The sequence below is a fragment of the uncultured Desulfovibrio sp. genome (assembly GCF_949282365.1).
Taxonomy (GTDB): domain Bacteria; phylum Desulfobacterota; class Desulfovibrionia; order Desulfovibrionales; family Desulfovibrionaceae; genus Desulfovibrio.
The window spans coordinates 1-13,347 of sequence record NZ_CASDOY010000055.1 but is presented as its reverse complement, the minus strand read 5'-3'; the positions used below and the strand labels follow the sequence as shown (position 1 = coordinate 13,347).

Sequence of the window (13,347 nt, the reverse complement as noted above, 5' to 3'; positions counted from 1 at the left end):
CGTCATGTGGGAAAGTAGGCCGCTGCCAAAGATTCTTCCAGACCCCCTTGCCGCTCAGAGCGCGAGGGGGTCTTTTGCGTTCAGGGATGTTTCCCTGAGCCCTTTCCGGCACTGTCCCTCCCCGGCCTTTCCCGCATCCGCATGACAGTGTCTGTGGCTTCGGATAACGCCCGTTCCCTTCTTCTCTTGCTTCTCTTTCTTCTTGTTTTTTGCCGTGCGGAGATAGCGCGATGTGAATAGCTTTTCCCTCAGCTGCCCCTTTCAGCTTCGTTTGGGAGCTGGCTAACGCCGGGGAGCTCTCTTTTATGTTGCCGGCGCAGCCTTTGCCGGGCGAAGGTTTGCCGCCTGCTGGCGGCTTCGGCCCGGCCTCCGGGCCTGTCGCCTGCGCGGCGAGGCGGCAGGGGGCCGGGGGATGGGCTCCCCCAGGCCCCCTGCACCCCCTGCCCCGCCTTGGGTCCCCGGAAATACCAGGGCGCACCGGGGCGGGCGGCACAGCGCCTTCGGCGCACGCCGCCAAATCGGCGCGCTCGATTGATGGGAAAGGGACTCTGAGCAGGCAGTAGAAGTTGCATGTACATGCCCTGCTACGCTGTTTGCGGGGGGCCGAATCGTGCTCAAGGCTGCATGGACGCGGCGCTGATCACCATGTGCGACGTCTGCTCCTTTAAGGAATGGAGACGTTGCGGCTACTGCGACGGAGGTGCACCACGGGCGGATACTGAGTTTATCCTCCGGCGCGCTCAATAGAGGTTTTCCTTGTCGTGTACGGCATCCCGCTGCCGCCAGGAGTGCGTGTCGCGAATAACGCGCGTTTGGGGAGGGGAGGGGGGAGGAGACCCCTTTGGGCACCGGCAAAGGTGGCTTTTCCCCTGCATGGTTCAAAAAGGGTATGGCAGCAAACAGTGTCTAGCTTGTCCGCAGCAATATCATGCCGGTGATAAGCAGCGCCATGCCCGCAAAGGCACAGGGCCTGAGGCGCTGGCGCAAAAAAAGCCAGCCGCAGAGCGATGTCCCCAGGATGCCGAGGCTGCCCCACAGGGCATAGGCCACGGCCAGATCCATGTAGCGCACTGCCACGGAAAGGCAGTAGAAGGCCAGGCCCACCAGAGCGAGCGCTGCCATGCCGGTCAGGCGCTTTTTGAAGCCGTCGGAGCGGGCCAGCAGGAGATTGGCGGTCACATCCAGCGCTGCGGCCGCGGTCACCAGCCCTGCGGAGAGGAGAAGGGACAAATTTCCCGTTGCCATGGCGATTCTCCTTTACCGGGCATCGACAGGCCTTGCCGGGTCCGCGTTGTCTTGCACGGTGCCGTGATGGACCAGCAGGGCGCCGCCCAGGACGCAGAGCAGACCGGCCAGACGTTGCAGGGAGAAAGGCTCGTCAAGGACGAAGACGCTGGAAAGCGTGATCAGGGTCAGGCCCAGCGCCTCCCAGAAGGCAAAGGCCACGCCCACGGGCAGGCAGGTGGTCGCCCTGGCCAGCGCATAATAGGAAAGGCCGATGGCGAGCCACATGAGGACAAGCCCGGCAAGGGCCGCATGGGCAAAGCTCCAGCCCAGGGAAAGTTTCATGATAATCGTGCCGCCGACCTCGAACAGGATGGCAGCCAGCAGACAGAGCCAGTGATAGGGACGTGCGGAAGTCATGATGCACCTTTCAGAGGGGAAGTCGAACGCAAAGGGCCCCGCAACGGTGCCACGGAGCTGCAGCGGACGTGCCAGACCGGAGCGGTCTGGCGGAAAGGGCATCACGATCACAGATGACTGCGCCAGTGCCGCTCTGCCATGACGGCAAAGAAAAGCCGGGAAGGGATGGGCAGAGGGGAACGCATCTTTTTATGATATCCGGGAAAGGTGCGTGAGGCAAGCGCGGCTGCAGGCCGCGACGTCGTGTCCGCAGTGTGGAGAAGGGCAGGGCCATGATCGAGCCCTGCTCCTGCCGGCCAGCTCTGGCCGTCGGGAACCGGGGACAGGGGCCCTTGGACTGTGTAACCACTATCTGCAGCTTGTTGGGGGGAGGGAAAGCCCCCATCTCTGCTGTCGCTGCCCGTAGCTTCCTTCGTCGCAACGGGCACGGCCCTGCGGGCCGCCCTTTGGATCGCTGCCCGCGGAGAGTCTTTTTCCCTCTCCCCATAAGCCCCCATACTTTCCCCGGCGCGCTTTTTCAGATGAGCGCGGGAGCATGCGGCAAGCATCCTTCTTTGGGCATGTGCAGGCAATAGCCTCTCTTTATTTGAAATGGATTGTAAAATTTGTAGCAGCACACCCTGGCAGGGCGTGCCCTGCCTGACTCTGGCCGTGGTCATCAGGAAGCTGAGGCTGTGGGCAAGAAAAAAGGGAGGCAGCGCAAGGCTCCCTCCCTGATGCTGGTCTTGTTTGTACGCTTTAGCCCTGGGCGGCGATCCAGGCATTGGCTTCCACCAGGTCGAGCGTCCCTTCATAGAGCGCGCGGCCGCTGATGGCGCCTTGCAGATTGGCTTCCCTGCTGAGCGGGTACAGCGCCTGGACGTCGGCCAGGGTGGCCACGCCACCGGCGGCGATGACCGGTACCGTGGAGGTCTCGGCCAGATGGCGCAGGGCCGTCAGGTTGACGCCGCACTGCATGCCGTCGCGCTCGATATCCGTATAGATGATGAAGGCGGCGCCGTCTTCCTGCAGGCGGGGCAGGACATCGTCCACGCTCAGGCCGGCATCGGCCACCCAGCCCTTGGTCTTGAGGCGTCCGCCCTCGGCATCGAGGGAAACGCCGATCCGGCCGGGAAAGGTCTTGCAGAGGGCCGCGAAGGCCTCGGGCTGCTCCAGGGCCATGGTGCCGATGATCAGGCGCTGCACGCCGGCTTCCAGATAGGCCCGGGCCGTCTGTTCGTCGCGGATGCCGCCGCCCAGCTGCACGGGGATGTCCAGCTCGCGGCAGATATCGCGCACGATGTCCCGGCTCTTGGGCAGGCCGTCGAAGGCGCCGTCCAGATCGACCACATGCAGCCAGGAGGCCCCCTTGTCCCGCCAGGCCACGGCGGCGGCCACAGGATCGGGGGAGAACACGGTGCTTTCGTGGGCACGTCCCTGTTTCAGGCGCACAGCCTGACCGTTCTGGATATCGACAGCGGGAAAGATAATCATAAGTTCAGATCCTTTACAGCCTTGAGCATGGCTTCATGGGCCAGTTCGTCAGCTGTGACCCACTTGCCCTGGCGTTTGAGAAAGTCCCCCACATTGAGCAGGTTTTCCGTCAGCCCCTGCTGTTCCACATCATAGACCGAGTGGTCGATGATGTGGCCTTCCTTGATGCTGAGCAGGAAGAACTCCAGGCGCACATGGGCGGGCTGGGTGACGCCGGCCGCCGAGCCCTGGCGGTCCCGCCAGGTGAGGACCTGCGGGATGAGCAGGATGTCGGCCTGGGTCTTGCGGGCATATTCCACCCACAAGGGCAGGGCCTGGGGGCGTTCCGAGGTGTGGAAGCGCGTCAGGTCGGGCAGCGGACGGGTGCGGGGCAGGAAGTCATAGGAGCGTTTGGTCGCCGTGTACAGCACATCGCGCAGCTGGCGGTCCTGGGCCGTCAGCACGTCCCGGGCCGCCAGCCCCTGGGGCTGGGGGATCTGGCCCATGATGAGCTGGCTGGTATCGCGGGGCTGGGTGAACGGAGCCACGGCGATGGTGTATTGCCGGGACAGCAGGCGCGGTACGTCAGCCGTGCTGGCTGGCTTGCGGTTGCAGCCGCCCGTCAGGACCAGCAGGGACAGGAGCGCGCACAGCGCCAACAGAAAACGGTTTTTCATCAGTCCAGCCCTCCCTTGGTGCTGCGGATGACGTTGCCCGTACGCCGGACAGCCTGGGCCAGCGCCAGTCCCAGACCCTTGGCGACGGATTCCAGAAGATGATGGCCGTTCTTGCCATAGTGCATGGTCACATGCAGGTTGCAGCGGGCACTGCTGGCAAAGGCCTTGTAGAACTCCCTCCAGAGGTCTTTTTCCTCACCGGCCAGCACAGGCGGCAGCAGATCGTCGCCGCGCCATTCCAGCCAGGGACGGCCGGAAAGATCCACGGTGACGTCGCTCAGGGCCTCGTCCATGGGCACGCGGCCATAGCCGACACGGGCGATGCCCACGCGGTCGCCCAGGGCTTCCAGCAGGGCCTGCCCCAGCACAAGGCCGATATCCTCGGCGCTGTGGTGGGCGTCGATATGCAGGTCGCCCCGGCAGCGCAGCTGCAGGTCCATGCCTGCCCAGAAGGCCGTCAGCGTCAGCATGTGATCCAGCATGCCGAAGCCGGTCTGGATGTCGGTCTTGCCCGTGCCGTCCAGAGTGAGGCTCAGGCTGATGTCGGTCTCGGCGCTTTGCCGGCCCTGTTGGGCCGTACGCCGGGGAAGTGTGCTGTCCATGGCTTATTCCTTGTCCTTTTCGGGCATTGCGCCGGAGGCCTGCGTGGCGTTCGCCGCGGCGGGCGCATCCGTCGCCTTCATGCCGTCGCTGGCCGGGACCGCGGAGGCGGGCGGTACGTCTTCCGTCTGGGCGGCGCCGGTGTCTCCGTCAGGCCCCGGGGATCCGGTGGCTGTGACCGTGTGGTCTTCCGCTGCCGCGGGGACGTTGCAGGCGTCGTCGCCCGTCCCGGAAGCGAGAGGGCCTTCCGGGACGTCATGTGCCGCAGAGGGGGAAGTACCGGCCGCGTCGCCTGCGTCCGCATCTGTGGTGGCGTCCTCCTCCACGGGCGGGACGCGCTGGGCGTCGTCATCGCTCCAGGCCGGGGCCGTGGCGGCTTCGGCGGCGGTCCCGGCGGCAGAAGCTGTGGCATCGGGGGCGTCGCCGTCCGTCTGCGCTTCCGGCGCATGGGCCTGCGCATCCGTGGCGGTGTCGTCTTCCACGGGCGGCATGCGCTGGGCGTCGTCATCGCTCCAGGCCGGGGCCGTGGCGGCTTCGGCGGCGGTCCCGGCGTCAGAAGCTGTGGCATCGGGGGCGTCGCCGTCCGTCTGCGTTTCCGGCGCATGGGCCTGCGCATCCGTGGCGGTATTTTCTTCCACGGGCGGCACGCGCTGGGCGTCGTCATCGCTCCAGACCGGGGCCGTGGCGGCTTCGGCGGCGGTCCCGGCGTCAGAAGCAGTGGCATCGGGGGCGTCGCCGTCCGTCTGCGTTTCCGGCGCATGGGCCTGCGTATCCGTGGCGGTGTCTTCTTCCACGGGCGGCATGCGCTGGGCGTCGTCATCGCTCCAGGCCGGGGCCGTGGCGGCGGCCGTCGCAGCTGCCGCGGCGGCAGCGTCCGTGCCAGCATCTCCAGCGGCCGTGGTCCCGGGCGCTGCGGCCGCCGGAGCGGGATCGCCGGGCGTGCCTTCGTCTTCTTCCTTGCTGTCCTTCTTCTTGCGACCAAAGGCCGCTGCCACCAGGATGCTGATCTCGTAGAGCAGCAGCATGGGCATGGCCATGAGCAGCTGGGAGATCACGTCCGGCGGCGTCAGGATGGCGGCCACGATGAAGATGCACAGGATGGCGTAGCGGCGCGCCTTGCGCATCATCTGGGCGGTGATGACCCCCATGCGGGAGAGGAAGAAGGAGAAGAGAGGCATCTCGAAGATCAGGCCGAAGGCCAGGAGCAGCTTGATGACGAAATCAAGATAGTCCGTGATGCGTGGCATGGCCTGGATCTGCGCGGAGGAAAAGCCCAGGAAGAAATTGAAGGCGTAGGGGAAGACGATGAGATAGCAGAACACCCCGCCGCCGATGAAGAACACGGCCGAGAGCAGGGCGATGGGCAGCAGGCCGCGTTTTTCCTCTTCATAGAGGCCGGGGGAGATGAAGGCCCAGATCTGGTAGAAGATATAGGGACTGGCCACGAACAGGCCGGTTATGAAGGCCACGAACATGCGCACGAAGAAGGGTTCGGGCAGGGTGGTGTACATGGCCGTGCTGTGTTCGGGCAGGGCGTTGAGCAGGGGGGCCGTGATGAAATTGAAGATGGGCTCGACCACGGTCCAGCAGAGCACGAAGCCCACACCGGCGGCGATGAAGCAGCGCACCAGCCGCGAACGCAGCTCGTTCAGATGATCCATGAGCCCCATGGTCTTTTCTTCCGGATCGGGCGTCCCGCCGCTGGCGGTGGCCGGCGCGGCGGGCGGGACGGGCGGCTGGCCGGAGGCATCCCCGGCCTGCGGCACGGGGGCGGCCACGGCATCGGGGGCTGCGGTGTCCTGTGCCAGGAGCGGGGTCGTGGCAGCGGCGGGCACGTCCGTGGCGTCGTCCCGGGGAGCGTCGGAAGGCAGCAGCGCGTCGGCAGGGGCGGACAGTTCCGCCGTCGCGGGCGCGGTTCCTTCCGTCAGGCTGCTTTCGGGCGCGGCAGGGCTGCCGGCAGCCGGAGCCGCGTCCGGGGCCACGGCAGCGGACGTGAGCGCCGTATCACCTGCATCCGGGAGGGCGGTCGAGGCCGTCTCCGCGCCGGCGGCGGCCGGCGTCCGGTCCCGGGGTGCGTCTTCCGTACTGGCGGCATCCTCTGCGGCGGGCTTCGGGCCTTCCGCAGGTACCGCAGCCGTGTCCGCTTCTCCGGCTGTCTGCGGGGCCGGAGCCCCGGGAGCCGTCATGGCAGGAAGCGGTCCCGTCTGCGCGTCCGTCCCGGGGAGATCCCCGTTCCCGCGGGCCTCCTGCGAAGCGGCCGCCCCGGTCCGGTCCTGTGCCTGTCCAGGGGCTGCGACCGTGACGGTCAGCTCCTGCTTGTCCTGAGTGATGCTCATGCTTTGGCTCCGCTGGCAGGGGTGGTCTCGGTCTGTGCGGTCGGAGCGCCGTTCCCGCCGGCTTCCGCCCGGGCCTTGGCCAGGGCCTGGGCCAGAGGGCTGTCCGCCGGAGGGGTCGGAGGCGTGGGCGCGGCAGGCGGGACGACTTCGGCCTGCACGGCGGGACGGGCCGCGGTCTCCGTCGCGGCAGCCGGAGCGGTGGCAGGAGCGGCCTGGGCCTGGGGGGCCGCGGGCTGGGCGGCAGGTTGCGCCTGGGCGGCGGTCCTGGCCGCGTGTTCGGCGCGGGCTTCAGGGCTGAAAAATTCCTTTTCCGCTTCCTGTTTGCGCTTGTTGTGTTCCTCCTGCTCCACTTCCGCATTCAGCGTGCGCTGGAAATCGGTGGAGACACGGCGAAATTCCCCCATGGCTTTGCCGAGGGTGCGGGAGACGCTTGCCAGACTCTTGGGCCCCAGCACCACGAGGGCCACAAGAAGGATAACCAGAAATTCCGTACTGCCGATACCGAACATATCTTCCTCTGCTTTGGGTCCTGTGCGTCATGAACGCGGGAATACTAAAGCGGAAAAATACCTGAGGCCGAAGGCCTTGTAAAGTACACGGCCCGCCCGGGCGCATTGGTTTTCCAAAAGACAGGCACTTTCGCCGTGCCGGTCCGCCGTGCCCGTCTGTCGGCGTCGTGCGCGCCGTCCGGGGAGGCTCGTCCCTAGCCGTCCTGCGGTGCCGGTTTCGCGGGTACGGGCTGTCTGCGCCCGGTCCTGTTGCCTGCGCGGGAATGCCCGGCCCTGCCGTCCTTGCCCGGCCCCGGCCGGGACCTGTCCCGGACAGGGGGCCGCGCCGTCAGCCCGGCGTCGCGCCCGCGAGCCGTTGAGGGGGCAGGCCGGACGCACGGGCCTGACGGGACTTTTGTCCGCCATGGCGGCCGGTACGCTCCACGGGGACGCCCGCGCGAGCCTGAACGCCCGGATGCCGGACCAGCCTGCCCCTGCGCGGCGATCAACGGCCGGACGGGCCGTGGCCGTCCTGCAGCGGTACGGGCTGCCGCGCCAGCCAGTCGATGGACAGGCGTGCCAGCTCCCGGATGATGCGCAGATCCTCGTCGGGGCTTTCCAGGGAATTGAGCAGGAACACCGCCAGGGCGACGTAACGGCCGTCGGGCAGGCGGAAGAAGGCCAGATCGTTGTCCGCCGGTCTGAGGCCCTGGGCGCTGATGTCCGAGGAGCCCGTCTTGTGCCCGGCGTGCAGGCCGTCCGGCAGGGCGTCGAGGATCTTTCCGGGGATGCCGGGCCCGCGTCCCATGAAGGAGGCGAGGAGCTCCCTGTGTTCCTGCGGGATGGCGGGGTCCGTGAAAAAGCCCAGCATCATGCGGGCCATGCTCCGTGGCGTGCCCCAGTTGGCATACTGGTGGTAGAGGCTCCGGTGCATCCAGTCCTCGCCATGGCCGATGTACAGGTCCGCGGCCCCCAGGCGGCGGGCGCAGGCTTCCACCACGGCCGGGCCGCCCACAAAGTCCAGCAGGACGTCGCAGGCATTGTTGTCACTGAGGCTGACGCTGTAGCGCAGCAGGTCGCGCAGGCTGACTTCCATGTCGCGGCGGCCACGCTGGTCGCGCAGGGGGCTGTGGGTGCCGCTGTGGAGTTGTTCCGCCCGCACGGGGAGCATGGCCGTCAGCGGGATGTGCTCCCGTTGTATTTTTTCCAGCACCGCCACGGCCAGCGGGAACTTGATGACACTGAGCAGGGGGAAGGGCGCGTCCATGTGGGCACCGGCGCAAAGACCGTCTTCCGTGAGCAGGGCCACACCGGCCAGGGCTTTTTTGTGGCGCATGAAGTGATGGATGTCCCGTTCCAGCGACAGGGCATCCACGGCGGCCTGCGGGACGGCGGGCAGACCTTCCGCCGCCCGGAGCGGCAGGGCCGGGACGAACAGGAGCAGGGACAGCAGGCAGGACAGGAGCGGAGGGAGATGCGGCATGGGCAGACTCGCGGGGATGGATCGTGATGGAGCGGTGCCCGGGGATGGACGGCAGGAGCGGACGGCTCATCACAGGGGCTTTTCGGAGCATAGAGGCAGGCTGCGGCCCGGACAAGCGGAAAATGGCCACCTTCGTGGAGCGGACCGCGTCGGTGTGGCAACAGGGAGCGGTCGGGGGGACGGTGGGGCTGCGCACGGGCGCTGATGGTCAAAGGGAGCGGAGCGGCGTAAGGCGGCAGATGGCGGCGGGCAGAGGAGCGGAGGCCGGCGGATGGCAAGGGTGGCAACGGGTGGCGGATGGCGCCGGAAGGCAGGGGGCGGAGGATGGCAGACGGGCCCTTGCCGTCCGGGCAGGGGAGGCGCAGCCATGCTGCCGCGCGCATATCAAAAAGAGCCGACAGGCCCGAAGGCCGGTCAGCTCTTTTTCATGCTGTCTCACAGTGCGCCGCAGGCACTGTGGCCGGAGCATGGCGGGAAGACCGCCGCCCCGGGATCATTATTCCCACTCGATGGTGCTCGGGGGCTTGGAGGAGACGTCGTAGACCACACGGTTGACGCCCTTGACCTCGTTGATGATGCGGCCGGACATGCGGGCGATGAGGTCGGCGGGCAGGCGGGCCCAGTCGGCGGTCATGGCGTCCACGCTGTCCACCACGCGCAGGGCGATGACGTGTTCATAGGTGCGGCCGTCGCCCATGACGCCCACGGTCTTGAGCGGCAGCAGCACGGCAAAGCCCTGCCAGACCTTGCGGTACCAGCCGGACTCGCGCAGCTCTTCCTGCACGATCTTGTCGGCCTGGCGCAGGATGTTGAGGCGTTCCTCGGTGATCTCGCCCAGCACGCGGATGGCCAGACCGGGACCGGGGAAGGGATGGCGCCAGACGATGGAATCGGGCATGCCCAGTTCGGCGGCCACCTTGCGCACCTCGTCCTTGAACAGTTCGCGCAGGGGCTCCACCAGCTTGAGCTTCATGGTCTCGGGCAGGCCGCCCACGTTGTGGTGGCTCTTGATGACCGCACTGGGGCCCTTGTGGGACACGGATTCGATGACGTCGGGGTAGAGGGTTCCCTGGGCCAGGTATTCCACTTCGGGCAGCTTCTTGGCTTCTTCGTCGAAGATGTCGATGAAGGTATGGCCGATGATCTTGCGCTTCTTTTCCGGATCTTCCACGCCCTTGAGCAGGTCGAGGAAGCGCTTCTGGGCCTGGACGAAGTTGAGGTTCAGGTCGAAATGTTCGCGCAGGTAGCTGACCACTTCCTCGCCTTCGTTGAGGCGCAGCAGGCCGTTGTCCACGAAGATGCAGTGCAGGCGGTGGCCGATGGCCTTGTGCAGCAGCACGGCCACCACGGTGGAGTCGATGCCGCCGGAAAGGGCGCAGACCACATGCTTGTCGCCGATCTTGTCGGCCATTTCCTTGACCACCCGTTCCACGAAGCTGGACATGCTCCAGTCGGGAACGATCTTGCAGATCTTGAACAGGAAGTTGCGCAGCATGGCGTCGCCGTCCACGCTGTGGTGCACTTCGGGGTGGAACTGCACGGCGTAGATGCGGCGGCTTTCATCGGCCATGGCGGCCACTTCGAGGGTGGGCGTGCTGCCGGTGACGACGAAGCCGGGCGGGGGCGTCTTGACCTTGTCGCCGTGGCTCATCCACACGCGGCTGGTGCCGGCGCCGTCCAGGCCGTCCCACAGGGCGCAGGCGGCGGTCAGGGTCAGGTCGGCCGGGCCGTATTCGCGGGTCAGGGACTGGGCCAGCTCGCCGCCCAGGTTCTGGGCCAGGAGCTGCATGCCGTAGCAGATGCCCAGCACCGGTACGCCCAGTTCCAGAAAACCCTTGTCCAGGGTGGGGGCGTCGGCTTCGCCCACGCTGGCGGGGCCGCCGGAAAGGATGATGGCCGAGGGGGCCATGGCGGCCACTTCGGCGGCGGTGACGTTGCAGGCATGGATTTCGGAATACACGCCGGCTTCGCGCACGCGACGCGCGATGAGCTGGGTGACCTGCGAACCGTAGTCGATGATGATGACCTTGCTGTGCGCCATGAGTCTTCCTTGCAATGTGTGCGGACGCCGCCCGGAAGGGACGGCGTCCTTTATATAATGTCATGAACAGGCCCGGCTGCCGCCGGAAAGGACGGCCGCCAGAGCAAAACGGGCGGCCGCTGCAGCGGCCGCCCGCGGGCGTGCGTCTAATTGTCGACGCGATAGTTGGGGGCTTCCTTGGTGATGATGACGTCGTGGACGTGGCTTTCACGCAGGCCGGCCGCCGAGATCTCGCAGAAGGTGGTGTTGTTGAACAGGTCGTCCAGGGTGCGGGCGCCCACATAGCCCATGCCGGAGCGCAGGCCGCCCATGAGCTGGTAGATGGCTTCCATCACATGACCGCGGTAGGGCACGCGGCCCACGATGCCTTCGGGCACCAGCTTCTTGCTGCGTTCCTGGAAGTAACGGTCGGAGCTGCCGTCCTTCATGGCGTCGATGGAGCCCATGCCGCGGTAGATCTTGTAGGTGCGGCCCTGGTAGAGGATGGTCTCGCCCGGGCTTTCCTCGGTACCGGCGAAGAGGGAGCCGATCATCACCGAATGGGCGCCCACCACAAGGGCCTTGACGATGTCGCCGGAGAACTTGATGCCGCCGTCGGCGATGCAGCAGCGGTCCATCTCGCGGGCGGCGCGGCTGCCGTCCATGACGGCGGTGACCTGCGGCACGCCCACACCGGCCACGATGCGGGTGGTGCAGATGGAGCCGGGGCCGATGCCCACTTTCACGGCGTCGGCGCCGGCTTCGAGCACGGCGCGGGCGCCTTCGTAGGTGGCCACGTTACCGGCCACCAGCTGGCAGTTGGGGTAGGCCGTCTTGACCTTGCGGATGGCCTTGAGCACGTTCAGGGAATGGCCGTGGGCGGAGTCCAGCACCAGCACGTCCACACCGGCCTGGATGAGCTGCTCGGCGCGCTCGTCACAGTCGCGGCCGATGCCGATGGCCGCGCCCACGCGCAGGCGGCCGGCGCTGTCCTTGCAGGCATTGGGGTATTTCTGGACCTTGTCGATGTCCTTCATGGTGATGAGACCGCGCAGGCGCTTGTTCTCGTCCACCACCAGGAGTTTTTCGATGCGGTGTTCGTGCAGATGCTGCTTGGCTTCTGCCAGCGAGGTGCCCATGGGCACGGTGACCAGGTTCTTGCTGGTCATGACTTCGCCCACGCGGATGGCGGAGGCGTCTTCGATGAAGCGCACGTCGCGGTTGGTCAGGATGCCCACCAGGGTGCCGTCGTCCACCACGGGCAGGCCGGACACGCGGAAGTCCGCCATCAGGTCCAGGGCTTCCTGCACGGAGTTGCGGGAGGAAACAGTCACGGGGTCGAGGATCATGCCGCTTTCGCTTTTCTTGACCCGTTCCACTTCCAGGCGCTGGCGTTCGATGGGCATGTTCTTGTGGATGATGCCGATGCCGCCCATGCGCGCCATGCTGATGGCCATGGCCGATTCGGTGACCGTATCCATGGCGGCGGAGAGCAGGGGGATGCGCAATTCTATGGAAGGAGTGAGCCAGGTGGAGATGTCCACGGCGTCGGGCGTCACTTCCGAAAAGCTGGGGACAAGCAAAATATCGTCAAAGGTCAGGGCCTTGCCGCGATTGGTGAACATATTTGCCTCGTAATGTGCTGGAATTGTTCAACAAAATTTAATATACCATTATATGCATTCCTGTGCCCCGTGTCAATGCAAGAATGGGGCCGCAGCGTTTACCGCAGGGCAAAATTTTTTACGCATGCAGGGCGCTGGCAGGGGAGATCTTGCGGGCGCGGGCCTCATGGCCGGGCCCCGGAGCCTGTGGCGGCGGCTGTCGTGGAGGGCGCGCCGTTCCGCGCAGGCAGGCCGTCCCGGCGAGAGGCTGTCGCCAGCGTCCGGCCCGCCGCGGAGCGCACGCCCTGAAGAAAAGCGGCGGCAGAAGCGGCGGGGCTCCGACTCCGCCGCCGCAGGCCCGCATCATCAATATAAAGAAGCCGGGCACAGCCGCAGAAGGCCCGCCTGGCCTGCGGAGGCCGGAAACCGCCGCGACAAGCCCGCCCGGCCTGCATAGGCCAGGAACAGCCGCGACAAGGCCCGGCAGTACCCGGCCGTGGCTGTTGGCGGCGCAGGCGCATCACCGGGGCCCTCGGCGCCTTCCGCGCCGGGGCTCCTTGGCGGATCGAGCGGCCAGGCGGCCTGCCGGTATGCCATCCGTATCCCCGCAAAAGGGCTCCATCCTTCATACGCGCTTTCCAGACGGCACACCGGCGTGTGCTGCAGCCTGCCGCGTCAGACTGTCCGCCTCCGCGCCCTGCGGGGCTGCATGCGCCCCCCCCTGCTGCCTGAAAAGCGTGCCGCCACGCTTTGTGTCCTCCCGGTGGAGGCCGCGCCTGTCCGCGGCCTATGCCGTTCAGGGGGGATTTTACAGTTTTTTCTATGTTTTTGGGCAAGGAAATACTACTTATCATATTGTATTATTTGATATTTTTCAGATGACCCCGCAAGGCGTCGTGCCGGACTATCATTTTTGCGCAAGAAATATTGACAAACCGATAAATGGGGTATAAAAATTTTTACAAGTTCGACGGGCAAGCAGGTTGCCTGCCGGGCTTTCACCACGAGCTTTTGCTCCGGCCGTATCGGCCGGGATTTTTGCC

Annotated in this window: 10 protein-coding genes; all 10 read right to left on the bottom strand. The window is 66.3% G+C overall.

The window, feature by feature from the left end:
* Nucleotides 1-906: 906 nt before the first annotated feature.
* The 10 genes from Q1X76_RS08980 to guaB all read right to left on the bottom strand — a co-directional run bounded on the left by Q1X76_RS08980 (nt 907) and on the right by guaB (nt 12,325).
* Nucleotides 907-1,245, bottom strand: coding sequence for an SMR family transporter (locus Q1X76_RS08980; RefSeq protein WP_300719361.1), 339 nt, complete (start codon nt 1,243-1,245; stop codon nt 907-909).
* A gap of 12 nt (nt 1,246-1,257) precedes the next feature.
* The gene (locus tag Q1X76_RS08975; RefSeq protein WP_300719359.1) at nt 1,258-1,644 is read right to left on the bottom strand and encodes an SMR family transporter; all 387 of its coding nucleotides are present in this window, start codon (nt 1,642-1,644) and stop codon (nt 1,258-1,260) included.
* A gap of 738 nt (nt 1,645-2,382) precedes the next feature.
* A complete protein-coding gene (gene hisA, locus Q1X76_RS08970; protein WP_300719357.1) occupies nt 2,383-3,117 on the bottom strand; it encodes a 1-(5-phosphoribosyl)-5-[(5-phosphoribosylamino)methylideneamino]imidazole-4-carboxamide isomerase in 735 nt (244 codons plus the stop codon).
* Complete coding sequence (locus Q1X76_RS08965; RefSeq protein ID WP_300719355.1) at nt 3,114-3,773, bottom strand: hypothetical protein; 660 nt, start codon at nt 3,771-3,773, stop codon at nt 3,114-3,116. Before Q1X76_RS08965 ends, hisA begins: the two co-directional genes overlap by 4 nt.
* Nucleotides 3,773-4,375 carry an imidazoleglycerol-phosphate dehydratase gene (locus Q1X76_RS08960; protein WP_300719353.1) on the bottom strand — a complete coding sequence of 201 codons (603 nt, stop codon included), beginning with the start codon at nt 4,373-4,375 and terminating at the stop codon, nt 3,773-3,775. The genes Q1X76_RS08965 and Q1X76_RS08960 overlap by 1 nt, the downstream gene beginning before the upstream one ends.
* Nucleotides 4,376-4,378: 3 nt before the next feature.
* Nucleotides 4,379-6,355, bottom strand: a complete 1,977-nt coding sequence (tatC, locus tag Q1X76_RS08955) for a twin-arginine translocase subunit TatC (protein WP_300719351.1) — start codon at nt 6,353-6,355, stop codon at nt 4,379-4,381.
* Between the two features lie 350 nt (nt 6,356-6,705).
* Nucleotides 6,706-7,218 carry a twin-arginine translocase TatA/TatE family subunit gene (locus tag Q1X76_RS08950; protein ID WP_300719349.1) on the bottom strand — a complete coding sequence of 171 codons (513 nt, stop codon included), beginning with the start codon at nt 7,216-7,218 and terminating at the stop codon, nt 6,706-6,708.
* A gap of 484 nt (nt 7,219-7,702) precedes the next feature.
* Complete coding sequence (locus Q1X76_RS08945) at nt 7,703-8,680, bottom strand: serine hydrolase (protein WP_300719347.1); 978 nt, start codon at nt 8,678-8,680, stop codon at nt 7,703-7,705.
* A gap of 496 nt (nt 8,681-9,176) precedes the next feature.
* Nucleotides 9,177-10,721, bottom strand: a complete 1,545-nt coding sequence (guaA, locus tag Q1X76_RS08940; RefSeq protein ID WP_300719345.1) for a glutamine-hydrolyzing GMP synthase — start codon at nt 10,719-10,721, stop codon at nt 9,177-9,179.
* A 146-nt stretch (nt 10,722-10,867) separates the two neighbouring features.
* Nucleotides 10,868-12,325, bottom strand: a complete 1,458-nt coding sequence (gene guaB, locus Q1X76_RS08935; protein WP_300719343.1) for an IMP dehydrogenase — start codon at nt 12,323-12,325, stop codon at nt 10,868-10,870.
* Between the last annotated feature and the right edge of the window lie 1,022 nt (nt 12,326-13,347).

Excerpts from the sequence above, each read along its gene's own strand:
- Q1X76_RS08980 (WP_300719361.1), bottom strand. The coding sequence starts at position 1,245 with ATGGCAACGGGAAATTTGTCCCTTCTCCTCTCCGCAGGGCTGGTGACC.
- Q1X76_RS08975 (WP_300719359.1), bottom strand. The coding sequence starts at position 1,644 with ATGACTTCCGCACGTCCCTATCACTGGCTCTGTCTGCTGGCTGCCATC.
- hisA (WP_300719357.1), bottom strand. The coding sequence starts at position 3,117 with ATGATTATCTTTCCCGCTGTCGATATCCAGAACGGTCAGGCTGTGCGC.
- Q1X76_RS08965 (WP_300719355.1), bottom strand. The coding sequence starts at position 3,773 with ATGAAAAACCGTTTTCTGTTGGCGCTGTGCGCGCTCCTGTCCCTGCTG.
- Q1X76_RS08960 (WP_300719353.1), bottom strand. The coding sequence starts at position 4,375 with ATGGACAGCACACTTCCCCGGCGTACGGCCCAACAGGGCCGGCAAAGC.
- Q1X76_RS08950 (WP_300719349.1), bottom strand. The coding sequence starts at position 7,218 with ATGTTCGGTATCGGCAGTACGGAATTTCTGGTTATCCTTCTTGTGGCC.
- Q1X76_RS08945 (WP_300719347.1), bottom strand. The coding sequence starts at position 8,680 with ATGCCGCATCTCCCTCCGCTCCTGTCCTGCCTGCTGTCCCTGCTCCTG.
- guaA (WP_300719345.1), bottom strand. The coding sequence starts at position 10,721 with ATGGCGCACAGCAAGGTCATCATCATCGACTACGGTTCGCAGGTCACC.
- guaB (WP_300719343.1), bottom strand. The coding sequence starts at position 12,325 with ATGTTCACCAATCGCGGCAAGGCCCTGACCTTTGACGATATTTTGCTT.